The organism is Micromonospora sp. NPDC005206 (genome assembly GCF_040608175.1).
Classification (GTDB): Bacteria; Actinomycetota; Actinomycetes; order Mycobacteriales; family Micromonosporaceae; genus Micromonospora.
This window is the reverse complement of the sequence record NZ_JBEXHU010000012.1, coordinates 185,701-211,415: the sequence shown is the minus strand read 5'-3', so window position 1 is coordinate 211,415 and position 25,715 is coordinate 185,701. Positions and strand designations below refer to the sequence as shown.

23 protein-coding genes and 1 pseudogene are annotated in these 25,715 nt (G+C 69.5%); 12 read left to right on the top strand and 12 right to left on the bottom strand.

Going from position 1 to position 25,715, the window contains the following annotated elements:
• Nucleotides 1-11: 11 nt before the first annotated feature.
• Nucleotides 12-413, top strand: a complete 402-nt coding sequence (locus tag ABZU69_RS20065) for a DUF6069 family protein (RefSeq protein WP_354965844.1) — start codon at nt 12-14, stop codon at nt 411-413.
• Nucleotides 410-883, top strand: coding sequence for a hypothetical protein (locus tag ABZU69_RS20060; protein ID WP_354965843.1), 474 nt, complete (start codon nt 410-412; stop codon nt 881-883). Before ABZU69_RS20065 ends, ABZU69_RS20060 begins: the two co-directional genes overlap by 4 nt.
• A 6-nt stretch (nt 884-889) precedes the next feature.
• Here ABZU69_RS20060 and ABZU69_RS20055 read toward each other — a convergent pair whose 3' ends face one another.
• The gene (locus tag ABZU69_RS20055; protein WP_354965842.1) at nt 890-2,737 is read right to left on the bottom strand and encodes a glycoside hydrolase family 15 protein; all 1,848 of its coding nucleotides are present in this window, start codon (nt 2,735-2,737) and stop codon (nt 890-892) included.
• A gap of 131 nt (nt 2,738-2,868) precedes the next feature.
• Here ABZU69_RS20055 and ABZU69_RS20050 point away from each other — a divergent pair, with 131 nt between their 5' ends.
• From ABZU69_RS20050 to ABZU69_RS20035, 4 genes are all read left to right on the top strand, one after another.
• On the top strand, nt 2,869-3,303 hold the full coding sequence (locus ABZU69_RS20050) for a glutaredoxin domain-containing protein (RefSeq protein WP_354965841.1): 435 nt from the start codon (nt 2,869-2,871) through the stop codon (nt 3,301-3,303).
• Between the two features lie 144 nt (nt 3,304-3,447).
• Nucleotides 3,448-4,887, top strand: coding sequence for an APC family permease (locus tag ABZU69_RS20045; protein ID WP_354965840.1), 1,440 nt, complete (start codon nt 3,448-3,450; stop codon nt 4,885-4,887).
• Nucleotides 4,884-5,900, top strand: a complete 1,017-nt coding sequence (locus tag ABZU69_RS20040) for an acetamidase/formamidase family protein (protein WP_354965839.1) — start codon at nt 4,884-4,886, stop codon at nt 5,898-5,900. The genes ABZU69_RS20045 and ABZU69_RS20040 overlap by 4 nt, the downstream gene beginning before the upstream one ends.
• Nucleotides 5,901-5,973: 73 nt before the next feature.
• Nucleotides 5,974-7,146 (top strand): hypothetical protein, encoded by a 1,173-nt coding sequence (locus ABZU69_RS20035; protein WP_354965838.1) that lies wholly within the window; start codon nt 5,974-5,976, stop codon nt 7,144-7,146.
• Nucleotides 7,147-7,174: 28 nt separating this feature from the next.
• On the opposite strand, the gene ABZU69_RS20030 is transcribed toward ABZU69_RS20035, so the two are convergent.
• On the bottom strand, nt 7,175-8,020 hold the full coding sequence (locus ABZU69_RS20030) for a methyltransferase domain-containing protein (protein ID WP_354965837.1): 846 nt from the start codon (nt 8,018-8,020) through the stop codon (nt 7,175-7,177).
• 125 nt (nt 8,021-8,145) lie between these two features.
• On the opposite strand from ABZU69_RS20030, the gene ABZU69_RS20025 reads away from it, so the two are divergent.
• A complete protein-coding gene (locus ABZU69_RS20025; protein WP_354965836.1) occupies nt 8,146-9,168 on the top strand; it encodes a S66 peptidase family protein in 1,023 nt (340 codons plus the stop codon).
• 88 nt (nt 9,169-9,256) lie between these two features.
• Here the strand turns inward: ABZU69_RS20025 and ABZU69_RS20020 are convergent, their stop codons facing one another.
• A complete protein-coding gene (locus tag ABZU69_RS20020; RefSeq protein ID WP_354965835.1) occupies nt 9,257-11,095 on the bottom strand; it encodes a hypothetical protein in 1,839 nt (612 codons plus the stop codon).
• A gap of 211 nt (nt 11,096-11,306) precedes the next feature.
• Between ABZU69_RS20020 and ABZU69_RS20015 the strand changes: the two genes are divergently transcribed.
• Together ABZU69_RS20015 and ABZU69_RS20010 are read left to right on the top strand one after the other, a co-directional pair.
• Entirely contained in the window at nt 11,307-11,678 is a 372-nt protein-coding gene (locus tag ABZU69_RS20015) for a hypothetical protein (RefSeq protein WP_354965834.1), read from the top strand.
• A gap of 2 nt (nt 11,679-11,680) precedes the next feature.
• The gene (locus ABZU69_RS20010; RefSeq protein WP_354965909.1) at nt 11,681-14,185 is read left to right on the top strand and encodes a DUF4132 domain-containing protein; all 2,505 of its coding nucleotides are present in this window, start codon (nt 11,681-11,683) and stop codon (nt 14,183-14,185) included.
• Nucleotides 14,186-14,257: 72 nt separating this feature from the next.
• Here ABZU69_RS20010 and ABZU69_RS20005 read toward each other — a convergent pair whose 3' ends face one another.
• The 4 genes from ABZU69_RS20005 to ABZU69_RS19990 form a co-directional block, all read right to left on the bottom strand.
• Nucleotides 14,258-15,184: a peptidase inhibitor family I36 protein gene (locus ABZU69_RS20005; RefSeq protein ID WP_354965833.1), complete on the bottom strand. Its 927-nt coding sequence runs from the start codon at nt 15,182-15,184 to the stop codon at nt 14,258-14,260.
• A gap of 36 nt (nt 15,185-15,220) precedes the next feature.
• Entirely contained in the window at nt 15,221-16,000 is a 780-nt protein-coding gene (locus ABZU69_RS20000) for a peptidase inhibitor family I36 protein (protein ID WP_354965832.1), read from the bottom strand.
• 53 nt (nt 16,001-16,053) lie between these two features.
• Nucleotides 16,054-16,812 (bottom strand): peptidoglycan-binding protein, encoded by a 759-nt coding sequence (locus ABZU69_RS19995; RefSeq protein WP_354965831.1) that lies wholly within the window; start codon nt 16,810-16,812, stop codon nt 16,054-16,056.
• A gap of 325 nt (nt 16,813-17,137) precedes the next feature.
• Complete coding sequence (locus ABZU69_RS19990) at nt 17,138-18,181, bottom strand: NBR1-Ig-like domain-containing protein (protein ID WP_354965830.1); 1,044 nt, start codon at nt 18,179-18,181, stop codon at nt 17,138-17,140.
• Nucleotides 18,182-18,317: 136 nt separating this feature from the next.
• Between ABZU69_RS19990 and ABZU69_RS19985 the strand changes: the two genes are divergently transcribed.
• Nucleotides 18,318-18,734, top strand: coding sequence for a hypothetical protein (locus ABZU69_RS19985; RefSeq protein ID WP_354965829.1), 417 nt, complete (start codon nt 18,318-18,320; stop codon nt 18,732-18,734).
• A gap of 112 nt (nt 18,735-18,846) precedes the next feature.
• On the opposite strand, the gene ABZU69_RS19980 is transcribed toward ABZU69_RS19985, so the two are convergent.
• Nucleotides 18,847-20,148 carry a vanadium-dependent haloperoxidase gene (locus ABZU69_RS19980; RefSeq protein ID WP_354965828.1) on the bottom strand — a complete coding sequence of 434 codons (1,302 nt, stop codon included), beginning with the start codon at nt 20,146-20,148 and terminating at the stop codon, nt 18,847-18,849.
• 20 nt (nt 20,149-20,168) lie between these two features.
• On the opposite strand from ABZU69_RS19980, the gene ABZU69_RS19975 reads away from it, so the two are divergent.
• Nucleotides 20,169-20,564: a TetR-like C-terminal domain-containing protein gene (locus ABZU69_RS19975; RefSeq protein ID WP_354965827.1), complete on the top strand. Its 396-nt coding sequence runs from the start codon at nt 20,169-20,171 to the stop codon at nt 20,562-20,564.
• Between the two features lie 532 nt (nt 20,565-21,096).
• Here the strand turns inward: ABZU69_RS19975 and ABZU69_RS19970 are convergent.
• From ABZU69_RS19970 to ABZU69_RS19955, 4 genes and pseudogenes are all read right to left on the bottom strand, one after another.
• Nucleotides 21,097-21,875: pseudogene (locus tag ABZU69_RS19970) on the bottom strand (SDR family oxidoreductase).
• An 88-nt stretch (nt 21,876-21,963) separates the two neighbouring features.
• A complete protein-coding gene (locus tag ABZU69_RS19965; RefSeq protein WP_354965826.1) occupies nt 21,964-23,757 on the bottom strand; it encodes a glycoside hydrolase family 15 protein in 1,794 nt (597 codons plus the stop codon).
• Between the two features lie 28 nt (nt 23,758-23,785).
• Complete coding sequence (locus ABZU69_RS19960; RefSeq protein WP_354965908.1) at nt 23,786-24,163, bottom strand: hypothetical protein; 378 nt, start codon at nt 24,161-24,163, stop codon at nt 23,786-23,788.
• Between the two features lie 44 nt (nt 24,164-24,207).
• Nucleotides 24,208-24,810, bottom strand: a complete 603-nt coding sequence (locus tag ABZU69_RS19955; protein WP_354965825.1) for a TetR/AcrR family transcriptional regulator — start codon at nt 24,808-24,810, stop codon at nt 24,208-24,210.
• A 344-nt stretch (nt 24,811-25,154) separates the two neighbouring features.
• Here ABZU69_RS19955 and ABZU69_RS19950 point away from each other — a divergent pair, with 344 nt between their 5' ends.
• Nucleotides 25,155-25,715, top strand: coding sequence for a hypothetical protein (locus ABZU69_RS19950; RefSeq protein ID WP_354965824.1), 561 nt, complete (start codon nt 25,155-25,157; stop codon nt 25,713-25,715).

Below are 25,715 nucleotides of genomic sequence, written 5' to 3'. Positions count from 1 at the left end.
AGACTCAGGGCATGACGAACAACCTTCTCCTGCACCGAGCCGCGGTGGCGGCCGGCGCGATCCTGGTGGCGACGGCGGAGTTCGCGATCCTGCACTCGGCGGCCGGCGTCGACCTGGCGGCGGGCACCGGAAACGCGACCCGGCAGATCACGGTGGCCGCGGTCGTGGTGGCCGCCGCGGTCGCGGCACTGGCCGGCTGGGCGCTGCTCGCGCTGCTGGAACGCCTCACCAACCGGGCGCGCGTCTGGTGGACCTCGATCGCGGTCGCAGCCCTGCTGCTGTCACTGCTGGCCGGGCCGCCGAGCGGCGTCGGCGGGGAAGCGAAGGCGGCGCTTGCGCTGCTGCACCTGAGCGTCGGCGTCGTCCTCATCCTCGGCCTGTCCCGGCCGCGCCCGGAAGGGCTGAACCGATGACCGCGCTGACCGTACGCAAGCAGGACGGCGCCTTCGTCCTCGACTCCGGTGCCGGGCCGCGCGCCTCGCTGCGTACCGGCTGGACCTGGCGGTGCGGCGAGATCCGGACCGACGCGGGCCTCTGGACGGTCGAGCCGACCGACCGCCGGCGCATCGGGGTCACCGCCAAGGCCGAGCACGGCGCCGCGGTGCGGCTCGACCCGGGCCGGTCGCACGTGCCGGGGTCGGGTGGGGCGGCGCGCTGGGCGTCCGGTCGCTGCGGCGGTGAGCTGGTACGCGACGGGCACCGGCTCGCGGTGCGCCTTTCCGGCCGGCCGGGTGGGCCGATTCGCGTCGACGTCACCGGTGAGTGGGCCGAGGTGGAGCTGGTGGCGCTCACCGCCTGTTTCGCGCTGATGAGCCGACGGCGGCAGCGCACCCTGATCATGATGGCGGTCATCGGCGCCGCCGGTCGCGGCCCGATGGGTTGACCCGAGCTACCGGCGACGCCGGGCGTCGGCCTCGGCGTCGAGCAGGTCGTTCAGCGCCAGTGCCGAGTTGATCAGGGAGAGGTGACTGAACGCCTGCGGGTAGTTGCCGATCTGCTCACCGGTCGCGGCGATCTCCTCGGCGTACAGGCCGAGGTGGTTGCTGAAGGTGAACATCTTCTCGAAGGTGAGCCGGGCGTCGTCCAGGCGACCGGAGCGGGCCAGCGCCTCGACGTACCAGAACGTGCACATGTTGAAGGTGCCCTCGTGCCCGGGAAGGCCGTCGGGGGAGTGGACCGGGTCGTACCGGTGGACCAGGCTGTCGGAGACCAACTCGCGCTCGATCGCATTCAGGGTGGACTGCCAGAGGGGGTCGCTCGGCGTCATGAAGCCGACCGCCGGCATGGCGAGTAACGCCGCGTCCAGCACGTTCTCGTCGTACGCCTGCACGAAGCTGCCGCGTCCGCGGTGGTATCCGCGGGCCATGACCTGGTTGTAGATCTGGTTGCGCTGCTCCGCCCACCGGGTGGTGTCGCCGGGGCGCCCGGTGCGGGTGGCGAGGCGGATGGCCCGGTCCAGCGCGACCCAGGACATCACCCGGCCGAAGGTGTAGTTGCGGGGGTGGTGGCGGCTCTCCCAGATGCCGGCGTCGGCCTGGTCCCAGTGCTGGCAGAGCCAGTCGACGAGCCGTATGGTGCTCTTCCACACCTGGTGCGAGACACGGATGCCCTGCTCGTCGGCGAGGTGCATGGCGTAGAGGGCCTCGCCGTGGATGTCGAGTTGGATCTGGTCGGCGGCGCCGTTGCCGATCCGCACCGGTCGGGAGCCGCGGTAGCCCTCCAGGTGGTCGAGAATCTCCTCGTGCAGGTCGGAGGAGCCATCCACCCGATACATGATCTTCAGCGGGTCCTGGTGGTCACCGGCCTCGCGAATCCGCTCGTCCAGCCAGTTCATGTACTGGCTGACCTCCTCGGTGAAGCCGAGGCCGAGTAGCGCGTGCACCGAGAACGACGTGTCGCGTACCCAGGTGTAGCGGTAGTCCCAGTTGCGCGTGCCGCCGACCAGTTCGGGCAGCGCGGCGGTGGGCGCGGCGATCATCGCGCCGGTCGGCGCGTACGTCATGAGCTTCAGCGTGATGGCCGAGCGCTCGACCATTTCCCGCCACCGCCCGGTGTAGCGGGAGCGCTCGACCCAGCGCCGCCAGTAGTCCCGGGTCCACTCCAACATCCCCTGGACCTCCACCGGTGGGATGATCCGTGGCTCCGTGCCGGCCGTGTCCAGGACCACCCCGCCGGTGTCACCCTCGTTCAGGGTGCCGTACGCGACCAGGTCGCCGTTTTCCAGGCTGATGTCGCCTCCCTGCGAGATCAGCTGCCGTACGGGGTCGACCGGGTTGAAGGTGAGCGCCGCTGACTGGCTGCGGAAGACGTACCCGTGGCGGTGGCGCTCCAGTTGGTGCGTCTCCCGGGCGTAGTCGAACCGGGGTCGGCACTCCACCCGGAACCGCATGCTGCCCCGGACCATGTTGACCATGCGGACCAGGCGGTGCGTGTCAGTTGCCCGATCGCCGGTGACTGGCATGAAGTCCATCACCTCGGCGACGCCGTCCGCGCTGATGAATCGGGTGATCAGGATCGGAGTGCCAGGCAGGTAGAGCTGCTTGGTGACGTACCGGACGTCGTGCGGGGCGATGCGGAAGTAGCCACCCCGCTCGCGGTCCAGCAGCGCGGCGAAGATGCTCGGCGAGTCGAAGCGCGGTGCGCAGAACCAGTCGATCGTTCCGTCGCACGTCACCAGCGCGGCGGTCTGCAGGTCGCCGATGAGCCCGTGATCTTCGATCGCCGGATAGCTCTCCACGTCGCCTCCCGGTCTCGACAGCCTCCTCCGCAGTAACCTAAGGTACGAATTGTCGAGTTCGTCTCGTATTCGTGGTCAGCCACCCTCTCGCGCGCCCTGACGCGCGCGGGCTCCTTGGTAAGGTCCTCGGCGTGCTGCGGCGGTGGACTCTGACGATCGTGATGGCGGCGTGCGGCGTGCTGGTCCTGGTGGCGCAACTGGCCGCCGGTATGTCCGCCGTCGGCGGCGTCGAGTTCCTGATCTTCTTGGCGCTGGCGCTGCTGCTGTCGCCGTGGGCCTTCCCCCGCTCGGTGGACGCCGCCGAAGCGCAGCGGGCCAGCGCGGCGGACGGCCGGCCGATCGTGTACTGGCGCCCCGGCTGTCGCTACTGCCTCCAGCTCCGGTTCTCCCTTGGCCGGCTCGCCCGGCGGGCGCACTGGGTGGACATCTGGCGCGATCCGGCGGGTGCTGCCGCCGTCCGGGCGGTGGCCGGCGGCAACGAGACCGTGCCCACCGTCGTGCTCGGCGGCCAGGCTGTCGTGAACCCCGACCGGGCCTGGTTCCGCGAGCAGCTCCGCTCGTCCTGAGCACGCACGTCACCCGCCGAGGGTCGATGGACCTGACTTTTTCTGAGTCGCGAATTCGCGATGCTCTCAATCCAGCCACATAGATCTAGCTGTTCGTCGATGGCTGGACTAACGTGCGGCCTGAGCAGATCAAGGAGGCGTGCCATGACTCAACCTCCCGACCCACCCCACACAGTCACCAAGGTCGAACAGTTCGGCTACCGGCAGGAGCTGAGTCGGACCCTCAGCTTCACCGACCTGCTGATCTACGGACTGATCTTCATGGTGCCGATCGCACCCTTCGGCATCTTCGGCAGCGTGTACGCCGGCTCCGGCGGCATGGTCGCGCTGGCCTACATCATCGGCATGGTGGCGATGATGTTCACCGCCATGTCGTACGCGCAGATGGTCCGCGCGTTCCCCATGGCCGGCTCCGTCTACAGCTACGCCGGTCGCGGCATCGCACCGCCCGTCGGCTTCCTCGCCGGCTGGGTGATCCTGCTCGACTACGTCCTCGTGCCGGGTCTGCTCTACCTGGTGGCCAGCGTGGCCATGCACTCCCTCGTGCCCGGCGTGCCGGTGTGGGCGTGGCTGGTGGCCTTCGTCGTGCTCAACACCGTCGTCAACTATTTCGGCATCCGGATGACCGCCCGGGTCAACCGGGTGATGCTCGCCGCCGAGCTGGTCATCCTCGTGATCTTCCTGGTCGTCGGCGTGGTCGCGCTGGCGCAGGGCAAGGGTGCGGGCTTCTCGCTCCGGCCGCTGTTCGACGCGGACACCTTCTCCTGGCCGCTGGTCTTCGGCGCGGTGTCGATCGCCGTCCTCTCGTTCCTCGGCTTCGACGGGATCTCCATGCTGGCCGAGGAGAGCCGCGAGGAGGCCCGGCAGATCGGCCGGGCGATGGTCGCGGCGCTGCTGCTGGCCGGTGCCCTGTTCGTCGTGCAGACGTGGGTCGCGGCCCTGCTGGTGCCGGACGCGCCCGGCCTGCTCGACAACGGCGACCCCGAGGGAACGGCGTTCTACGACGCGGCCCGGGCGGCCGGCGGGGGCTGGCTGGCCGGGCTGACCGCCTTGGCCACCGCGATCGCCTGGGGCTTCGCCAACTCCCTGGTCGCGCAGGCCGCGACCTCCCGCCTGCTGTACGCGATGGCCCGCGACCGGCAGATGCCGCGCTTCCTCGCCCGGATCAACCCGAAACACAAGGTGCCGGCCAACGCGACCATGCTGGTCGCCGCCATCTCCCTGGCGCTCGGCCTCTACATGGCCAGCCGGGACGACGGCATTTCGCTGCTGTCCACACTGGTCAACTTCGGCGCGATGACCGCCTTCCTGGCGCTGCACGTCTCCGTCGTGACCCACTACGTGGTGCGCAACGGCAGCCGGGACTGGTTGCGGCATCTGGTGGTGCCGGTGATCGGGTTCCTGATCCTGCTCTACGTCGTCATCAACGCCAAGGTCGCCGCCCAGGTGCTCGGCTTCGTCTGGTTGGGTGTCGGGCTTCTGGTCCTGCTGGCCTTCTACCTGACGGGCCGGCGTCCCGAACTCGCCGCGCTCGTCGAAGTCACCCACGACAGCACCGACGAGCCGGTGAAGGAGCCGCAGTGAACACGGACGTGGTGAAGTACCGGCCGGAGCCGGACGAACTCTCCTACACCTTCGGCGGGCGCGAGGCGGTGCGCCGGGTGCGCCCGGGCACGATCCTCGAGCTCTACACCGAGGACTGCTTCGGCGGCCGGGTCCGCAGCACCGACGACCTGCCGTCGCAGGTCTGCCAGTTCCCGTACCTCAACCCGGTGACCGGGCCGATCCACGTCGAGGGGGCCGAGCCCGGGGACACCCTCGCCGTGCACTTCATCTCCATCGAGCCGGCCCGGGACTGGGCCGTGTCCACCACCTTTCCGCACTTCGGCGCGCTCACCGGCACCCACACCACGGCGACCCTGCAACCTCCGCTCGACGAGGTGGTCTGGCGGTACGACATCGACGTCGCCGCGGGCACGGCGACGTACCAGGCACGCCGGGGCGACTACACCGTGGCACTGCCGCTGGATCCGATGCACGGCACCGCGGGGGTGGCGCCGGGTGCCTTCGAGGCGCGGATGACGATCACCCCGGACGCGCACGGCGGCAACATGGACACCCCGGAGCTGCGGGCCGGCGTCACCGCGTACTTCGGTGTGAACGTGTCGGGAGCGCTCTTCGCCCTCGGTGACGGGCACTGCCGGCAGGGTCACGGCGAGGTGTGCGGCACCGGCATCGAGGCGGCCATGAACACCACGGTCGTGGTGGACGTCGTCAAGGGGGTCGGCACCCCGTGGCCGCGGCTGGAGTCGGACGACGCGCTGATGTCCACCGGCTCGGCCCGTCCGCTGGAGGACGCCTACCGGATCAGCCAGCACGACCTGGTCACCTGGACCGCCGAGCTGGTCGGGCTGGACCAGCTCGACGCGTACCAACTGGTCAGCCAGGCCGGTGAGGCCCCGGTCGGCAACGTGTGCGACTCGAACTACACGATGGTGGCGAAGGTGGACAAGCGCTATCTGGGCGGGGTCGGCGCGTACGAGGGGGTGCACGCCCGGCTGCGTGAGACGGCCCGCCACTATCAGACCCACTGCTGACCGCACTGTCTATTCTGTTGAAGGGCGCGCCATGAGATTCGGACGACGAGGGCTGCCACGAACAGTGGCCACAGTGCTGCTCGTTCTCGGAGGGGTCGGCGTGCCCGTCGGTTCCGCCTCGGCGGCACAGGCGGGTGCCGACCTCACCGTCGACCTGGCCGGAGCGACGATTCCGCTGGGCGTCACGAGCAAGATGCTCTACCTGAAGATCGGCAACCAGGGACAGGAGACGCCGACCGAGGTCACCGTCCGGATCGACGCGTCCGAGCTGGACGGTTACAGACAGAGGGTCACACTCTGGCCCACCGGCGGTGTAGGCGAGTGTGACGGCGATACCACGGGGTGGTACTGCAGTCTGCTGCCGGACCAGCTTCCCGGGCCCGGCGAGACGGTGGAGCTTCCCGTCACCGCCACCGTCCAGACCAAGGAGCCCCTTGAGGGCAGGATCAAGGTAACGGTCGATGTGAGACCGGATGACACGAATCCGGCCGACAACACCAAGTGGTTCCCCATCGAGGTCGTGGACCATCCCGAGGCCGACCTTTCCGTGGTCGCGCCGGACGTGACGCAGTCGGTGCGGATCGGTGCCGGCGGCAGCATCGAGCCCACCGGGACGTTGAATCCGGGCGAGACGGGTGCGGTCCGTTACACCATCGCCAACCAGGGACTGAAGCCGGTCAGTGGCGTCAAGGTCGAGCTACGTCTGCCTGAGGGCGTGACCTTCACCAAGCCTCTGGATGAGTGCGTTCTTGGTGACGCTCGACGGTCGGCGGTCTGCACCTACGACGAGCTCACACTCATTCCTGCCGACCAGGACACCGACCCGAACGACAAGCGGCACTCCGCCGTCGAGCTGTACAACCTGGTGACGGTCTCGGCCTCCGTGACAGCGCCCGCCACATTGAGAGACGGGAAAGTGCACGTCGAGGGCTTGGGCGATCAGCGGTCAGACGGCTCGGACGCGGCGCGGACCGAACTTCCCGCGAACGCCGTCGCCGTACGCGCCGCCGACGTGGACGACAGCGACAACCAGGACGGATTCGCCGTCGTCCTGGCCGCGAACAGCAGCGGTGGAGGCGATGGCGGCGACGGTGGCGATGACGGCGGTAGTGATGGCGGCGGTGGTGGTTTGCCGATCACCGGGCCGCAGACCGGGCTGACCTTCGGAATCGGCCTCGTCATGCTGGCGGGTGGGGCCGTGCTGTTGCTGCTCACCCGGCGGGTCAGGAGGCGGACAGCCGACTGACCGGCCCCGGGCGCGTTCGAGACGGCGTTCATGCGTCTGCCTCGCGTGCGGTCGGTTTGCGGGCGAGGATGCGCTCGATGGTGCCGGCCTTGAGCCGTACGGTCTCGGCGATCTCGAATCCGGCGACTTCCACCAGGGGCAGTTGACGGCGGGTGAAGTGCTCCCCGCCCGCCCGGATCGTCATGCGTTCGAGCAGCCACTGAGCTGCCCGGAGAGGCTGCCAGCTGCTGGCGATGTGGTCCACCAGCAGCAGTGTGCCGCCTGGTACCAGGACCCGGTACATCTCGGCGATCGCGGTACCGGGGTCGGGGATGCTGCACAGCGACAGCGCACACACCACCGTGTCGAACGACGCTCCGTCGAAGGGCAGATGCTCGGCGTCGCCTTCACGTAGCTCGACCGGACTGTCCAGAGCGGCGGCGCGCCGTCGGGCGATGGCCAGCATCGCCGGGCTCAGGTCGATGCCGGTGAGGGACGTGTCGGACGGGTAATGGGGCATGTTGCGGCCGGTGCCGATCGCGACCTCGAGGACCCGGCCGTGCGCACGTCGGCCAAGCCACTCGCGTCCACCGGCGAACCAGATCTTCTCGAAGAGAGCGATCTGCTTGTCATAGCCGGGTGCCATCGTGTTCCACACCCGCTTCTGCCGAGCGGTCGGGGTTTCGCCCGTCTGGGGTCCTGCCGAACTGGTCATGGCATTCCTTCCACGCGTGCGGGATGGGGGCCGACTGGGCGGCCCGTCGGCCAGCTGCACCACCGCTTTCTCGGCGAACACCCGAACGTCCGCATCAAGCGCCTCGTCTGATGCCAGCAGTACAGCAGCGAACGTACAGCAGCCGTGCCAAGCGAAGCCGAGCCGAGCCGAGAAGGGCATCAGCGGCCGTCTGCCTCGTATCAAGCCCGAACCAGCCGCCTCGCCGAGGGTTCACACCGAAGAGGCACTGGTTCGATCCCAGTGTCGCCCACATGGAGCGTTGCGAGTGTTGGGACACTGCGCCGGTGACCGGATCCGTACTGCCTCTACCGCTTCGACCTCGTGCCCTGAGGCCCGGAGATGTCGTCGTTGTCGCATCGCTGTCCGGGCCGCTCCATGCCGCTTACGAGCCCGACCTCGAGCAGGCGGTAGTCGTGCTCGAGCGGATGGGATTCCGCGTGCGTCGGGCACCGCTACTCGTAGCAGGGCGGCACCATTGGTGGAGCGCGGCCACGCCGGCGGAGATCGCCAGGGAATTCAACGCTCTTCTGCGTGATCCCGAGGTACGCGCCATCATCGCGCACGACGGCGGCCAGACGGCGCTCGGCTATCTCGACCTGATCGACGTTGAGGCGATCACTGCCGACCCCAAGCCGATCCTCGGCTACAGCGACATCTCACTGCTGCATCTGGTGCTCTACGCACGCACGGGTCTGGTCGGGTTCCACGCCGACTTGGCCACGCCTGGACTCGGCGGGGCGTGGCAGGCCGCGCCCGTAGCGCGTCGGGCGGAACTTGAAAAGCTCTACTCGGCGTTGCTGACCGGTACGGAGGCGATCGGTGCGCTGCCTGCCACCCCGTCATGGGAGTGCTGGCGTGCCGGTCGTGCCGAAGGCCGGCTGATCGGCGGGGTGCTCAATCGCATCGTGCTGGCGCAGGCGACGCCTTACGCGCTGCCGCTCGAGTGGTTCGACGGTGCGGTGCTGTTCTGGGAGGAGATGGGCGGCCAAGCGTCGTACGTGTGGAGCTATCTGCAGGTGCTGCGGCACTGCGGCATCCTCGATCGGATCTCCGGCATGGTCGTGGGCGTCCCGTACGCGATCGACGGGCTCGGGGCGCCGGACGCGTCCCCCACCCTGCCCGAGATAGTCCTCGACGTCCTCGGCGATCGTGACATCCCGGTCCTGGGCAATGTCGAGTTCGGACACGCCGGCCCGAATCTGCCGATGCCGGTCGGCATCCGCGTCGGCCTCGATGCGCAGCAGCGGACGCTGTCGCTGCTCGAACCGGCGGTACGACCGCACACGACAACGGGACCGGTCGGCTGAGCAGCGCGAACCCTGCCCACTTCAGCGCGCCGTACGCGGGCGTTGCCAGGTCAGGCCGTTGGTGCATCGGTGGACCTGACCGTGGAGGTCAGTCGTTGTGGCGGCGGCCGGTGGAGTGGAGTGACCGGTGATCCCTCTCTTGATCCGGCTCGTGGTCCGCCACCGGCTTGCCCAGCCGGGTCACCCAGTCGACGAACTCCGCGTCCTGACTCGGCAGCGGCTCGCCGTCCGCCGGTGTGCCCGCGCCGTCCCCGTCGGCCCGGGACCTGTTGCGCCGGAACAGGCCCAGCCGGCCGCTGGCCCGCCCGCTGTCCCGTCCCGACTCGACGACGGGTGCCGGGGCAGCCGGCGCGGGGACCGCGGCGACCGGATCGGTCCCGGTGGGGCTGGCCGACGCGGGGTCGGTCGTGGGCCGGGGCCCAGCGCGCTGGGCGGTCGCGAGGGCGTCCCAGTTCGCGGCCCGGTTCAGGTTGGGCAGGGGCGGCCGGTGCCGAGGGTGGAGCGCCGGTTCGAGCCTCTCCGGCGTGCCGGCCGAGTGGGTCGCCTCGGCGCCCGGCGCGGGCTCGGCCGAGGGCGGCACCCGCCGCGCCGGAACGACCTGCCGGGTCGCCTGAACCGGCGTCCGGTCGGTCTTCGGCGGCTGGTACATCCGGCTGGTCCCCGGGGCGACGCGTGCCCCGTCGGCCTCCGCCTCCGCCGTCCCGGAGCCGTCCCCGCCGGGTCCCGCGGGAAGGTGGGTCGCCGTCGCGGGGGCCGGTTCCGATGTCGGCGGGGTGTCGGCGGGCGCGGCTGGCGCGGCGGTGACAGCCGGTGCGGGGGTCCGCGTCGCGGCGTCGGCCGGTACGGCGTTGGCGTCCCGATCGCCAGCCGGCGCACCGAGACCGAGCGGTTCGGCCGCGGTCGGGAGCTTCGCCGCGATCGCGCCGGCGAGCGGCCTCGTGCCGACCAGGTCGACGGGCTCCGGCTCGTCGGTCGCACCACCGGCGGCCGGCGTGATGGCCTGCGGCGCGGCGGGGCCGGCGGACAGCGGACGAAGGACGTCGGTCGGCTCGACGACCCGCGCTTCGGCGGTGCGCGGCAGGAGCGGCCAGCGGAACGACGCGGCGGCGGCCGAACCGAGCACACCGGCGGCGACGGCGAGCAGCGCGCCGTAGTACGGCGTGATCTGGTACCGGTCGACCGCGTCGCCGGGACCGGCGGTCAGGTAGGCGAACGCGACCAGCACCGTGCCGGCCATGCCGGTCGCGAGGTTGACCAGCGGCGGATGCCCGCGCCAGCGGGCCAGCCCGCCGGTCACCGCGCCGATGAGCAGGGCCACCGCCGGCAGAACCAGGATCGCCAGCCGGCTCGCCGCGTCGGCGTTGAGCCCGGCCGACTCCAGCACACCGAGCCGTACGGCGGGCAACGGTCCGGCGGTTGCGAGCGACGGGACGACCGAGACGAACGCCAGCAGCCAGACCACGCCGCCCACCGCCGTCATGCTCCAGCCCAGCGGCGGCTTCACCAGTACGGCGATCGCGGCACCCGCGCCGACCAGCGCGCCGAGGGTCGCGCAGATGCCGACGGCCCAGATCTGGTCCACAGAGAAGCGCTCGGCGGCCTGGGCCGGCCGGACGCAGAGCGGGGCCACGACGGTGGCACCCAGCGCGGCGGCGGCGGCGATGGCCGCCAGTCTGCCCGTGCTCCCCAGCAGCCCGTGCCGGCGGGCCAGGCGTGCGGTGACGACGGTGCCGGCTACGGCGGCGTGTGCCGCGAACCAGCCCACCCAGACGAGCTGGGCGGGCCACTGGTTGACGGTGGCGCCGGCGGAGGCGCTGGTGAGCTGGACGATGCCGAAGCTGAATGCGACTCCGAGCTGGCCGGCAGCGGCGAGCACGCCCATCCCGAGCGCTGTGAGCAAAAGGTTATGCCAGGTACGAGAAACCATGTCCGGCACGTTACGCATCTATCGCACCCGTTTACCCCGAAATGCCGGATTCCATGTCGGACCGCCGTGCTGAGTTGGCTGAGCGTCGCGATTAGCGCCGCCGAGGGAGTGATCGATACTTTGATGCTCGGGTTGCGGTCGACAGGATGGACGCGTGTCGGTGTTGCAGGTGAAGGTGCGTGCGGTGGTGTCCGGCGCGGATCGGGACGGCATGCCGGACGTGCTGGTCGAGCTCGCGAGCGAGCGTACGACGGTGGGTGAGCTGATCCGCAGGGCGGTTGAGGAGCAGATCCGGTCGTTGGGCGTCGACGTCCCGCGTTGCCGCACCGTGCTCAGGCGCCAGTATCTTTCCGCAGCGGAGATCCGGGCACAGGCATCCACCGGCATGGTCCGGACGCCGTCGCCGCGGCTCGATCCGCCGGACGTCACGGAGGAGGTAGCTCGGGCGTATCGAGCGTTCGAGCGAGACGTGTTCGTGTTGTTCGTGGGAGGACGCCAGGTCCACCGGCTCGCCGAGGAGATCGTGCTCCGTCCCGGCGAGCCCGTCGTGTTCCTGCGGCTGACCGCTCTGGTCGGTGGGTGACCATGGTGGATGTGCCGGAGATGTTTGCCGACGAGGTCCGTCACCAGCGAGACGCCCTGTGGCGGATGGTCGACGAGGCCTCGGCCTTGGCGAAAGCCGGTGACCTGCCAGGTCTGCGGGCCTACGCCGACTTGATCCGGCGTGCGCTGGAGGCCGGCAACAGCATTGACCGCACCGGTGGGCATCTGGACTCGAACGTCGGTGACGTCTACGCGGCGTTGAATGACATCTACGATGCGGCGCTTCCCGTGCAGAGGCCCGATGATCCGACAGACGTCCTGGATGCCCCATGGCCGACCGCCAGCCGGACGGCCCTGTTCGCCTCCATTGTGGACCACGAGGGTTGGCGCGAACCGCCACTCGAGCCCCTGGCCGACCGGGCCATCGACGCCGGCGATGTGCACCTGCTGCGGCTGCTGATCCGCACTCCGCTGGGCCGCGCACGTCGGGAAACTGTGGTGCGGGTCCTGGACGCCCTGCACGGGGTGGGGGCGCTCGATGTCGAGATCATCGAGCGGGCGTTCACCGACGACATGTACCTGGGAAATGCCATCGTCGGACGCTCCCCGACGGACAGCGCCGCGCGGTTGACGCCCGCTGCCTGTGCGCCCGCCGTGCGCGACTACTTCGACGAGCTGGCTTGGCGCCTGACCTCGCCGTCCGAGCCCGAGTGGGCCGCGCTGCCCGAGGTGCTGGTGCCACGAGGCCTGCGGTTCGTGCTTCGGGCCGTGGAGCGACGAACGGATCGCCGGATGGCCGTGCGCCTCGGCGCCGCCGAGCTGACCGGTGACGAGCGGACTGCTCTGGTGGAACACCTGCGGGACCGCCCAGCCGAGCAGCAGCGATACGCCTTCGACCTGCGACTGCCGGCGGGAGACGCCGAGGTGCTGCTGCCACTGCTCGGGCTGCCCGGGGCGGCGCCGTTGCTGCGGTTGGTGCGGGCGACCTCCACAACGGAAGCCGTACGGCAGGACCGGAGCGCGATCCTCGCCGCCGTGCGGCAGGCCGGCGTCGACGGTGCGCGCTCGCTGCTGCAGCTCTGCCCGAGCGAGATCGTCTCCGCCGCTCTGGGCTGGAACCGCCCAGCCGTCTCCAAGCGAGTCAAGCACAACGCCCTGGCGGCCATCGCCGCTTTCGGCCTGCTGCCGCTGGCCGACGACGAGACGGTGCTCGACCGCTATCTGGCGCTGCGAGAGGTGGCAAAGCGGGGTCTGAAGCTGGGCCCGAACCGCAGGCACAGCCACGCCGCCGCGGTCGCGGTGGCCCTTGATCATCTCGCCCAGGTGGCAGCTTTCCCGGACGCCAGTCGCCTTGAGTGGGACTGTGAGGCGCGCATCGCCGCCGAGGCGCCCGGCGACTGGCACGTCGGCGACTACACGGTCGCGCTGCGGCTGTCCGGCGCCGAGCCGCTCATCACGGTCAGCAAGGCAGGCAAGCAGCTGAAGTCGGTGCCGGCCGCCGTACGCACCGACCCGCGGTACACCGAAGTCCGCGAACACCAGGAACGGGTACGGGACCAGGCTCGCCGCATGCGTACCGGGTTGATCGAGCGGCTCGTCGCCACTGGTGGCACGGTCGCCGCCGACGAGCTCGCCCGCCTGCGCAGCCTGCCGGCCGGCGCGGTGCTGCTCCCTGCACTGATCTGGGAGGACCAGGCGGGCATGATCGGCCTGCTCGACCAGGTCGACCTCGACGGTCCGGTCACGGTGGTGCATCCGTTGCGGTTGTACGAGCGGGGCCTGCTCGCCCACTGGCAGGCGAAGGTCGTCCGGCACCGGATCCGGCAGCCCGTGAAGCAGGCGTTCCGGGAGTTGTACCTGTTGACTCCGGCTGAACGCGACGCTGTCGACGTGTCGAGGCGGTTTGCCGGACACACGGTCGACGGCAAGGTTTCGGGCCAGCTGCTGTCCGGGCGCGGCTGGTCGACCCATGACCAATATGACGAGCACCAGGCAACCAAGCTGATTACCACCGACATCACCGCCGCGCTGGTCTGCGACCTGCGTGGCTACTTCGGCGGGGGAGAGGTGGTCGTCGGCGAGTTGCGTTTCCTGACCGCCGGCTCGGTAGTTCCCCTGGCCGACGTGCCGCCGGTGGCGTTCTCCGAAGTCATGCGGGATCTGGACCTCGTCGTGTCGGTGGCCGGGATCGACCCGGCGGGGTACGCCTCGCCGCCACAGGCGGCGAGCCGGGTCCAGTTGCTGGCCAGCCTGATCGACGATCTCGGGCTGGAGCGAGTGGCCGTCGACGGCACGTCGGCCGTGGTCCGTGGTTCCCGGGCCACCTATCGCGTGCACCTGAACAGCGGCAGTATCCACGTCGAGCCCGGCGGCTACCTGTGCGTGGTTCCCGCCTCGTTCGGTGGCACCGCCCATCGGAGCCTGTTTCTGCCATTCGCCGACGAGGACCGGATGACCAGCGTCATCCTCAGTAAGGTCCTCCTGCTCAATGAGGACGAGAGGATCACCGACCCGGCGATCCTGGCGCAGCTCGACGCACGGGGCTGACGGGTCGCGCCGTAGCCACGAGCGCGCCGCCCGCCGCGGATCTGCGGCGGGCGGCGCGGTTGGTGCGTGACGTCAGGAAACGTTCACGTCTCTGTAGTAGTAGCGCAGAATCGCCTGGTAGTTGTTGCCCGCGTTCGCGAGATCACGCGAGCCGTACTGCGACAGCCAGTCCCCGTCCACCCAGCCACCGCAAGCGGTCGTGGTGGCGCAGTAGTGCGCCCGCAGAATGTTGCCGCTGCGGGTCAGCCGGGTTGACCAGGTGCGGTCCACCGCGGCGGACGTCAACGCCTGCGCCGACGACGGCCGGTAGACCTGGTCGCCGGTGTCGTCACGGACGTCGTAGCACTGTCCGCCGGAGGTCTTCCGGGTCGAGTGCAGCGCCCAGTACCAGCCGTAACTCTTGACGGCCATGGCACCGGCCTCCAGCGAGGCGGCCGGCCAGCTGGTCACCCACTCGTTCGGGAGGACGTTCTTGACGTACGTCTGGAAGTCGACCCGGTCGACTCGCCCGAGACTGACCCGGTAGACCAGGATGGTGGTCGGCAGCTTGCTGTTGGTGCCGTCGGTGCTACAGCCCGTCGGCCCGCTCACAAGTTCGTGCGAGGCGTTGTTGTTCTTCAGCGTGGCGTTGAGGTTGCCCTTCGCCCCGGCCGCGAAGTCCTGGCTCGCACCGGCGAAGTTGCTGTTGAAGTAGACCCGCACGGTCTTGCCGGTGCGGTTCCACACCGACGCGGCGTTGTTCTTCACGCACAGGCCCTTGCCAGCGCCCGTTCCCTTGAAGTCGTAGCAGGTTGGCTGGGTGGTGCCGTAGTCGTCCAGGGAGTCGGTGAAGTCGGAGACCGAGCCGGCCTGGTTGCTGTTGTAGTAGTAGCAGAACTCGCCGCTGTCGCAGCCCCCGTCGCGATCGGCGGCGGACGCCGCACAGGGCGCCACCGCGACGCCGACGAGCGCCGCCACCACGACGGCCAGAAGGCCCGGAACTCTTCTCAGGATGGTCATCCGCGGCCGTCGATCAGAAGTGGAGTGCATACCCGGTCACCAGCCGCTCGGAACGTAGGCCCAGCCCAGGTAGTCGGACCGATCCCGGAACGTGCTGGTCTGGTAGACGGTCGGTCCGGTGCTGATGGCGCTGTTACCGCCGATGGAGAGCATGACGTGCCCCGCCGACGTGGTGGACGTGAAGAACACCGCGGTTCCGGCCGGCGGCACCGAGCCGGTGTGAATGCGCCCGTTGTCCTTCTGCCACTGGTAGTGCGTACGGGCCGTGGCGAACCGGCCGCTGGTGCCGAAGGCCCGCTCGACGAACAGCTCGCACTCGTTGTTCCAGTCGGAGTGCCCGAGGCGGGCCTTGGCGAACGCGACGGCCTCGGCCGCGCGCGGGTCGGCCGGGTTGGTGCCGCTGGTGCCGCCGATGTTGTGCGAGGCGTTGTTGTTCTTCAGCGTCGCGTTGAGGTTGGCCTTCGCCCCGGCCGCGAACGACTGGCTCGCTCCGCCGTAGTTGCTGTTGAAATAGACCACCACGGTCTTGCTGGTGCGGTTCCACACCGACGCGGCGTTGTTCTTCACGCACAGGCCCTGGCCATTGCCCGCGCCCTTGAACTCGTAGCAGGACGGCTGGGTCGTGCCGTAGTCGTCGATCGACCCGGTGAAGTCCGAGATCGAGCCGGCGTAGCCGCTGTTGTAGTAGTAGCAGAACTCGCCACTGTCGCAGACCCCGTCCCGCGACGCCGCCTGCGCCGGCGAGGCGACGGCCAGGATGGACGTGGTCATGGCGAGCGCGGCGCCCGCGACGGCGAGGCTCTTACGGATGCTCATGGTGCCCTCTCGTGAACAGTGAGTGCTGGTTGATGGATCGGTTCGGGTGCGGGTCACTGCCCGCGCTGGTACTGCTCCCAGGTTTTGATCGGAATCCGGGGACCGTCGTCCGGGCCCTGGTTGGCCAGGCCGTTCAGGCCGAGGTAGTAGTCGCCGGTCTGGTGCTGCGCCTGGCTGGACAGGTCCGTGTCGCTGATCGCCGCGGCGTGGATGTGCCACGGCCAGTCACCCTGACTCGGGTTCCGGACCCAGGCGGCGAAGCCGACCTGGCGTAGAGCCCGGACGACGGCGGTACGCCTGGCCGCGGTCATGCCGGTGACCGCGATGTCCACCACACCGCCGCCGTCGTGCGTACCGGCCGAGGTCGGGTCGCCCCCGGGGTTGTACGAGCCCTGCTCGAGCACCAGGGTGTAACCGAGCAGACGCTGCGCCTCGGCCAACATCGCCTGCGTACGGGCGTCGACGACGTACCCGTCCCGCTGGACCTTCGCGCCCGGGCCGATCGTGTTGCCGACGGTGTACCGGTTCCGCCCGAGCTTCGTCAGCGACGTCGTGCCGGGCAGCCCGTTCGCGGCCAGGCCGGTGTAGCCGAGCGAGCGCTGGTACGCCGCGTACGCCGAGCTGGTCTCGGTGCCGAAGTAGCCGTCGACCCACTGCCCGTTGAGCAGGTTCTGAGCCTGGAGCGCCTGCTCGACGGCAAGCATGGAACTCTTCGCGCCCGGGGTCAGTGTGTGGTCGGCACGGCGGGGGTCGATCTGGGCGGCCAGGACGGTGGCCTCCATGTCCACGACCGGCAGCGCGGCCGTGGACACCGTTCGCTGCGCTGTGGCACCGGGTGTCGCCGCCCACGCATGGGCCGGGACGCCGACGGCCGCACACAGCGCGGCGAGCCCGACGGCTAACCAGGGACGGCGCATGGTCGATCCTCCTCGTAGGTGGTGAGTCGCGTTCGGAACGGACATCACCCTGCGAGAAGCGGCCTGTTGTTCGGTACCCCGCCGTCCTGTCAGATCTATTGGGTCGTCACCGACCTCGATGGATGCGGTGTTGTCAGATCGGGTGGCGCCCAGGTCTGACATGGAGCGCTCGCGCCTGACGCCGGTGGGGCGGCCCGGGACCCGTTGCCGCCAGGCCTGCTCAGATGACGGTCACCATGAAGTACGCCGGCCGGCGACTGGGAAAGTAGGCCTTCCCGTGCTCGTCGACCATCTTCCAGCTGACCCAGCATTTCCCGGGGCGGTTCGGCGCGGTGACCGCAACACTGATCATCACCTGCCCGCCGGGCGGCGTGTCGCCGACCGCCACGCGATCCGGCACCCGGCAACCGTCATCGTCACCGGTGGGGTTCGTCCGCGCCAGGAAGCGGTTGTGCCAGTCGACCGATCCCGTGTTCTTGAGCGCCCACACCTTCACGAAGTGGGCGTTCACCTTCACCTGCGTACCGTCGGGGATGGTGACGTCGGCGACGAACTGGGTCGAGTCCCCGGGAATCAACGCGTCCGAGAATCCTGCCGATGTCGGCGCCACCGCGACGGCGTCGGCGTCGTCCAGGGACGACCGGTCGCGGACGGTGGCGCCCAGAACGGCGACCATCGCCGCCACCGCCACCACTGCGGCGGTGGCGAGCCACGGCATTCGATGCCGTCGCGCGCCCGTGACCTCGTCCTGCGCAACTGCCTGTGGGTGCTCGGCCGCCCGCAGCGCGCGTTGGCCCTGCGGCGCGAGGTCCGAAGATGCGGCGACGCGGGACACCAGGGGCCTACCGGCCGCCGGTGTGGCCACGGCGTCGAACGTCTCGGCGCCCACGGCGCCGGTTGGCACAGTGTCCAGGGTGCCGGGCGTGTCGACCCCGGCCGGGGAGTCGGTGCTGACCGGCGCCAGGTCGCCGTCCGGGGCAGCGTGGTTCGCCCCCCGGCGCTGAGCGTCCTCCCATCCGCGCCGCCACTGAGCCTCGTCCGCCTCGCACGCCCGGACGAACTCGCGCGTGGTCTCCCACGAGGGAAACCTGGTCCCGGCGGCAGCCTCGTGCAGCGTCGTGTGCGAGATCCGGCCCGACCGCCCAGCCATCTTCCGGAATGACGGGTTGCCTGCGGCGGCCCGCAGCGTCCGCAACTGTTCGGCAAATGTCTGGGTGGCCCCGCCGTCTTGACTCGACTCGTCGGCAGCAGGCTGGGTTTCCATCTATCCCCAATGTCAGACGTCGTCGTCAGGCGTGGTCAGAGCGTGTAAGAGGGTACCGAACGGACCTCCACGGCGTTCACCGTGATCGATGACGACACCGGGCGCGACGGTCCCGGTGCATTGAAGGAGGTCACCGATGAAGAGCCTTTCCCGACGTGGCGTGCGCATCCTCGCGGCCGCCGGGCTGGCTGTGCTCGCGGCGCTGGCGGTCTCCGGACCCGCCTACGCCGAGACCAACCCGCACTGCGCGGGCTCGGTGCAGATCGGCGCGACGGCGTACGTCACCGTCGGCGGGCAGACCGCCGCATCGGTCAAGCAGTACAAGGGCTGCGGCAAGAACTACGCATACACGTACGTGTGGCAGCAGTACCGGGCGACCCACGGCTCGTACCAGGTCTGTACCTCGATCGTGACCGGGCGTACGCTGCGCGACCTGCAGTGCTCGAGTGGCCCGGACGTCTGGTCCTCGGGTGCCAACACGCTGGCGGAGTGCACCCGGGCCCTCGGCGGAATCTCCGACGTGGCGCAGAAGGAGACCGGCGAGCGCTGCTGACCGGCGACGCGTTCCTGTCCCGCCACCTCCGCCGGGCCTGACCGGTACCGGCGTCCGGCGCGAGGCTGGGCGCCGGTACCGGCGACATGTGCGGATTCGTGGCGGCGACGGGCTACCTCAGGGGGCGGAAGTAGTGCCGGACCGCGTAGCGGTAGACCTTCTCACCGAGTTTCGCCCCCTCGACGTCAGCGGTGCGGAAGTGGACGCCGCCCCAGACGCGCGCGCCGATGAGTTCGTTGAGCGCTTGCGAGAAGCTGTTGAATTCCCTGGTGGTGCCGGAGTCGACGCTGGATCCGCTGAACGTGATGTCATCTCGGCCGAAGAAGTGCCGGTACAGCGACATCCGCGCACCGGTGCCGCAGGCGTGGCCGGAGGGGTACTCGGGGAAGGGAGGCGTGACGAGCAACGGCTGCCAGCCTGGGTCGGCGGTCGTCCTCGGGTTATCGTCCGTGTCGGCCAGTTGGACCGCCGTGACCGGACGCCAGTAGCTCCAGAAGTCCTTCTGGCTGAAGCACGCCACTCCTGAGTCGGCCACGATGAGGTCGGTCATCGCGAAGAAACGCGCGGTCTGCAGGGGGTCCAGCTGCTGGGTGGTGGCGAGCTGGCGCTTGATCTCCCAGGAGCCGGAACGCCGGTCGTGCCACCAGATCGCGGCCTCCGTCTGATCCCGGGTGCGCACCGTGCTCGTCGCCGAGCCGACTTCCTTCACCTCGTTGAGGTCGCGGGTGTACGCGCTGCTGGTCAATCGTGGCGGCTCGGGTGTGCGGAACATCGACGTACGGGGGATGAGGAACGGCCGCATGTGTCCGGTCCATGCGCCCTGGGACAGGAACAGCGGCGGCGTGGGTCGCCACTGGCCGGGCCTTGTCCCGTTCCTCCATTGCTGGTCCCCGAAGGCGCCGTCGTCCTGCCGTGCGGTGACCATCGTGGCCGCGGCTCGTGCCCCGATCGTGATGCCGCGCTGCTTCGACCGTCCGTCGGGAATCACGGCGAGAGCCGTGTCGTACTGTGCCCGAAGCCGCTCCTGCTGATCGGGGAAGAGGGCGGCGAGTACGTCGTGGGCGGCGGCGGCGACGGCAGCGTCCACCGACTCGGTCCCGATCGACGGCGGTGCGGCAAGGTACGGCTGGTACGGGGTGCCGGCGATCGCGTTCAGCGCGTCGTAGACGGCCCCGCTGACCATCGCGAAGCTGCGCACCTGCTCGTTCGGTTGCTGAGCCGCGACGTCCCAGATCGCCGTCTGAGCATTGATGTCCCATGTGACAACCGGATTGGCGGGGCCGGTGCTGGAGATCGCGGCTGCGGCGCGGGGCACCGGCCCGGTCATCGTGGACGCGACCAGCGAGCCCAGCGCGATGGTTGCGGGAATGACGCGTGACCAGATCGTACGGCGTGTTTGGTTGCGACTCGTCATGATCTCCCCCGTCGGGATCGATGACTATCGAAAATAGCATTGTCGGACCTCGATGGCTGCCCGTCCGGTCACCCCCTGAACATTGCCGAGTCCGGAGTCCGCGAGCCGCGGGCCACTTTGCCTACAACTATTTCGGCGCTCGCCCGGCGGTTCGACGTCAACGTCCCGAGCACCCGGGCCGCTATGCCGCGGCCCGGCTCCGGCTCGGTCCGGAAACGGCGGCCGCCGGCGCTGGCGTTCGGCACGCGCAGATGGCCAGGGCGATCCTGCGGGGCTACGAGTTGGACGAGCCGGATGCGACGCACGCGGTCCGGATGCTGGGCAGCGTCTTCCACGGGTACGTCAGCCTGGAGCTGGCCGGTGGTTTCGAACGCAGCGCCCCCGGTGCTCAGGAACTGGGTCGTGGATTCGCTTGACGCGCTGTTACGCAGCCGCAGCACCCCCTGACCCGACAACGGCCGCACCGCCGCGAGATGTTCGCCGCGCGGCGCGGCGATGAAGCCGAGATTTCGGTCGAGAGGCTTGAGGTAATGACCACTGAACATCCCTGCATCACCCCGGTCACCGCTGACCTCCTGCGCGGCTTCGTCGGCGTGGAGACGACCGCGCGGGGGGCGGGACCCTGCGGTTCAAGGCTACGGGTGATCCGGCCGAGCGCACCGCCGGGCGGCTGACGCTCAACGTCATCCGTGCCGAGCTCGCCGGGATCGTCGAACAGCGCGCGGCCGACGACCCGAACCTGCACTACCTCGACGGACGCGACCTGTACGGCGAGGCGGACTATGCCGAAATCCCGCTACCCGACGAGGTCCACCCCGACCCTGCTGGGCATCGCCGCATCGCTGAGAACTTCGCGCGGCTCGCGTTCGGCGACGGTGGCCCCTTCGCCACCAGGACGGGCTGACCGTTTGTTGGCGTGGCCGTTCTTGTGGTGTTCCTTCGAGTGGCCTACGCGCCCTGTCCCTGGTTCTGCATCAGCCCGCCGTCCATGAAGTACGTCGAGCCGGTGACGTAGTCGGCGTCGTCGCTGGCCAGGAAGACGGCGAGCTTGGCGATCTCCTCCGGCTGCGCGGCCCGCTTCCACGGGATGGACTGCACCTGCTCTTCCAGGAACTTCGGGTCGTCGATCGCCTGCTGGTTGAACGGGGTGAGCACCATGCCGGTCCGATGTTGTTGACGTTCATGTGCATCGGGGCGACCTCCAGGGCGATGCTCTTGGCCAACTCCAGCATGCCGCCCTTGCTGGCGTCGTAGTCGGAGCCGCCGGCCCGGGCCACCTCCTGATGGACGGAGGTGATGTTGATGATCTTCCCGTGTCCGCCCTGGTCGCGGCGGTGCTGGATGAACCGCCGGCAGCAGAAGAACATCCCGTGCAGGTTGGTGCGGATGGCCCGGTCCCAGGTCGCGGTGTCCAGGTCGGCCACCGGGGTGCCGGAGGCGTCCACGCCCGCGTCGTTCATCAGAATGTCCAGCCTGCTGAATTCCGCAAGGGCCTCGTCGAACATCGCCTCCACCTGGTGCTCGACGCTGATGTCGCCCTGCACCACGACAGCCCGTTGGCCGGTCCTCTCGATCTCGGCCTTCGTGTGGTCCGCGCCCGCGTGGTCGTGCAGGTAGTGCACCACCACGTCGGCGCCCTCCCGGCCGAATTCGATAGCGGTGGCCTGCCCGATCCCCGAGTCGAAGCCGGTGATCAGGGCAGTCCTGCCCGTCAGGCGTCCGGTCATCAGCACGCTCCCTCCGTGGCTGTCACGTCGGCGGGCTTACCCGCTTGCCGTGGCCCTAAGCGAACGGGAGGTGGCGCTGCCGTCCGCCTTACGGTTTGCTGCCGGACTGGACTTGATCGATGACCCAGGCGGCGTTGATGAGACCGATGTGGGACAGCGCCTGGGGAAAGTTCCCGATCAGGTTGCCGTCGCGGTGGTCGATCTCCTCCGACAGCAGACCAAGATCGTTTGCCCGGGCGGTGACGCTCTCGAAGATTCGTTTGGCTTCGTCGACCTGCCCGGCCAGGGCCAGAGCCTCCACAAGCACGTACGAGCAGATGATGAAGGCGCCCTCCAACCCCGACCCCGTCCAGCGCTGCAAGAGGCCGTCCCGCCCCACTCCCAGTTCCCGCCTGATGGCGTCCATGGTGGCGAGGACCCGGTCGTCGTCGCCGGGGAGAAACCCGACGGTCGACATGACGAGCACCCCGACGTCGAGGTGGTCGGACCCGAACGCGCCGGTGAACGTCCGGGCCTCGGCGCTCCAGCCTTCGGTGAGGATCGCCGCGCGGAGCTGCTTCATGGCCTGCGACCACCGCGGGACGTGCGCCTCCGCGTCCATGGCCTGCGCCAGCTTGATGGCCCGGTCCAGGGCTACCCAGCACATCAACTTCGACGTCAGGTAGTGCCGCTCGCCCTCGCGCCCTTCCCAGATGCCGGCGTCGCGCTCCCGCCAACTGTCGGCGGCCCGGTCGGCCAGTGATCGCAGCAGGCCCGAGGCGGCGGGCGACAGATCCGCGAGTTCGTTCCGCAGGACCCAGGCGCACTCCAGGATCTCGCCGAGGACGTCGAGTTGCTTCTGCTGCCAGGCGTCGTTGCCGATCCGCACCGGTCGGCTGCCCTGGTAACCCTCCAGGTGCTCCAGGGTGTGTTCGGTCAGGTCCCGCTCGCCACCCGCGCCGAACATGATCGGCACGTGGTCCTCCGCGTCCACCGACCCCATGGAGGCGGCCATCCAGTCGAAGAAGCGGTGTGCCTCGTCGGGACAGGCCGCGACCCACAGCGCCTTGAGGGTGAAGCTGCCGTCGCGGAGCCAGCCGAACCGGTAGTCCCAGTTCGCCGCGCCGCCGACCTCTTCCGGCAGCGAGGTGGTGGCTGCCGCGATCACCGCACCGGTCGGCTGGTAGGTCAACGCCTGAAGGACCAGGGCGCTGCGCCGGACCTGCTCCCGATAGGCTCCCTGGTAGTCCTGGTGGAGGTGGTCCCAGGACTGCCAGGCGGCGACGGTGTCCCGCAGCGCGGCGCGCCCGTCGATCGGCACGGTCAGCGGGTCGGCGGCCCGGCGGTGGTGCAGCGCGAACACGGCGCTGTCGCCCGCTGCGAGAGTGAATCGCCCGGTCACCAGCGAACCATCGACGGCAAGATCACGATCAGCGGCCAGGACCAAGCGGTCGCCACCTCCGGATATCTCTATCCCCACCGGAGTTTCGGCAACCGTGGGACTGACCAGTCCGTACTCCGGTCGGGCCGCGACCTCGATCGCCACCTCCACTGCGCCGGCGACGACCTCGACCTGCCGTAACAGGACGTGCGGGGACGTGTAGCCGATCCGGTGACCGCGTTCCCCGGCACCGAGGCTGAGGGCGTCGGTCAACCGCAGCACGCCGCTCTGGGTGTGGAACTCCGTGCGGAGCACCATCGTCCCATCAAGGTAGTGACGGGAGGTTGTGTACGGCCCGAGCGGTCGGATCGACCAGAAGCCGCCGGCAGAGCCGAGCAGACGCGCGAAGATGCTCGGCGCGTCGAACCGGGGCGGGCACCACCAGTCCACGGACCCGTCCGAGGAGACCAATGCCGCGCCCTGACAGTCGCCGAGAAGTGCGTAGTCACTGATCACAGCCACGCCCGGCTCGTACCCGCGGTGGCGCTCCCTACGCCCGGCGGTCCCCGCCAGCGACACACCCGCGGGTACCGGACATCCCTTCTGCCTGCGGCCGGCCTGAGACCTGCCGCTCGCTCATCACCGCCCAATCGTGGTGGCCAACGTGTCGCGTGGTGTGTAGAGCATGATCCCGTGATCTCGTTCGGGATCGTGGAGAACCTCGGTGTCGAAGGTCAGCCACCCGCGGGTCGGGTGGTGCAGGCGCTTGACGGCCGACCGCCACGCACTGATAGACGATGTTGCGCCGATACCGCCCGGAGGCCGAGAGTTGTCCGAGCAAGTCAGCGGCGGCGGCGTTGTAGGCCAGCAGGTCGAGGCGTCCGTCGTGGACGCTGATCGGCATGGTGTCGTCGAGGATGCGGAGCAGCCCTGGAACCTGCCGCCGCGACGTCCGCGCACGCTGTCGTGGTGCTAGCGGGGGGATCCGTGGCGCTCGGCATTGATCCGGAGGAGTCCTTCGACTCCGCGGAGGAAGGTCTCGGACACCAACGCGGGGTCGAACAGGCAGCCGGCTGCCATGGCGCCGTCGCGGAGCATGACGAAGTGGCGCGCGGCAGGGTCCGCCGTTTCCTCGTGGACCTGCGCCATCAGTGTGGTGAGCGTGTCCAGGAACCATTGGCGGTGGGCGATGATCTCCTGGCGCACGGGATGGTCGGTGTCGGGATACTCCGCTGCGGCGTTCAGGAAGGCGCATCCCCGGAACCCGGGGGACTGGATGCCCTGAGTGATGGAGTTGGCGATGGCCAGGAGGGGGTCGACCGGCGACGGGTTGGCGGCGATGGCCGCGTCGACCGCGGCGCGATCCATCTGATGGACTTCCCGCAGGTAGGCGAGAATAAGGTCTTCCTTGCTGGGGAAGTGCCGGTAAAAGGTGGCCCGGGTCACCTTTGCCTCGGCGATGATCCGGTCAACGCCGACGGAGTGGATGCCCTCGGCGTAGAAGATCCGGGTTGCCGTGGTGAGGAGCCGGAGTCGCGCCTCAGAGGGCCTGGTGTCGGGTCCGATGCGGGTCATACCACCACCTTAGCGATAGAACGTTCGGTCTGACATGCGTGAACGGCCTCCGCGGTGCACTCCGCGCGCCGCTGGCTGGGCGGCTGCGTCGACGACCTCGCCGAGCCTGACACCGTCGCCGACTCGCTCGCTCAGCCGCCCCCGAGGTTCAGGCCGTGGACTCGAACCGGCAGGCCTGAGGCCTTCCGCAGCCTGGGGGAGAACGTTCGGTCTTGACATCGCGCGGCGAGGCTGAGATGCTGGGCTAGACAGAACGTTCGGTCTTGACGACGCGCGGTGTGAGTCGCCAATGCTGAACGTGACAGAACGCCCGATATCCCCACGCCTCCACTGGAAGGGTCGCCGTGACCACCATCGCTGCTTCGCCCGCTATCTCCCAGACCGCCTCCGCACTGCGGCGGCTGTACTTCACCCGCTTCGCGTTCGCCATCGTGTGGGCACTCGTGACGATCGCGACCGCCAAGGAGATCAGTCCGCTCACGGTGGTGCTTTTCGTGCTCTACCCGCTGTTCGACGTGGGCGCCGCCATCTACGACCTTCGCTCGTCGCGGGCCACCAGCTCGCCGGCCCTGCTGTACGTGAACATCGCGGTCAGCCTGGTCGCCGCCGTTGGCGTGGGCGTCGCCAGCGCGTCCGGCATTCCGGCGGTGCTGCGGGTGTGGGGTGCCTGGGCGGTCGTGGCCGGGCTGGTTCAGCTTATCGTGGGTGTCACTCGTCGCAAGATGGGCGGGCAGTGGCCGATGATCATCAGCGGAGGCATCTCGGTGCTGGCCGGTGGGTCCTTCATCGCCGGTGCTTCCGTGGACAACCCGTCGCTGACCAACGCGGCTGGTTACGCCATCCCCGGCGCCATCTTCTTCCTCATCGCCGCCTTCCGCCTCGGCCGCAGCGCGAAGGCCAACTGA

Coding starts and splice junctions, on each gene's coding strand:
- ABZU69_RS19990 (WP_354965830.1), bottom strand. CDS start 18,181: ATGGAAACCCAGCCTGCTGCCGACGAGTCGAGTCAAGACGGCGGGGCC.
- ABZU69_RS20065 (WP_354965844.1), top strand. CDS start 12: ATGACGAACAACCTTCTCCTGCACCGAGCCGCGGTGGCGGCCGGCGCG.
- ABZU69_RS20010 (WP_354965909.1), top strand. CDS start 11,681: ATGGTGGATGTGCCGGAGATGTTTGCCGACGAGGTCCGTCACCAGCGA.
- ABZU69_RS19985 (WP_354965829.1), top strand. CDS start 18,318: ATGAAGAGCCTTTCCCGACGTGGCGTGCGCATCCTCGCGGCCGCCGGG.
- ABZU69_RS19980 (WP_354965828.1), bottom strand. CDS start 20,148: ATGACGAGTCGCAACCAAACACGCCGTACGATCTGGTCACGCGTCATT.
- ABZU69_RS20060 (WP_354965843.1), top strand. CDS start 410: ATGACCGCGCTGACCGTACGCAAGCAGGACGGCGCCTTCGTCCTCGAC.
- ABZU69_RS20015 (WP_354965834.1), top strand. CDS start 11,307: ATGCCGGACGTGCTGGTCGAGCTCGCGAGCGAGCGTACGACGGTGGGT.
- ABZU69_RS19955 (WP_354965825.1), bottom strand. CDS start 24,810: ATGACCCGCATCGGACCCGACACCAGGCCCTCTGAGGCGCGACTCCGG.
- ABZU69_RS20005 (WP_354965833.1), bottom strand. CDS start 15,184: ATGACCATCCTGAGAAGAGTTCCGGGCCTTCTGGCCGTCGTGGTGGCG.
- ABZU69_RS19975 (WP_354965827.1), top strand. CDS start 20,169: ATGACTATCGAAAATAGCATTGTCGGACCTCGATGGCTGCCCGTCCGG.
- ABZU69_RS20020 (WP_354965835.1), bottom strand. CDS start 11,095: ATGGTTTCTCGTACCTGGCATAACCTTTTGCTCACAGCGCTCGGGATG.
- ABZU69_RS20045 (WP_354965840.1), top strand. CDS start 3,448: ATGACTCAACCTCCCGACCCACCCCACACAGTCACCAAGGTCGAACAG.
- ABZU69_RS20030 (WP_354965837.1), bottom strand. CDS start 8,020: ATGCCCTTCTCGGCTCGGCTCGGCTTCGCTTGGCACGGCTGCTGTACG.
- ABZU69_RS20000 (WP_354965832.1), bottom strand. CDS start 16,000: ATGAGCATCCGTAAGAGCCTCGCCGTCGCGGGCGCCGCGCTCGCCATG.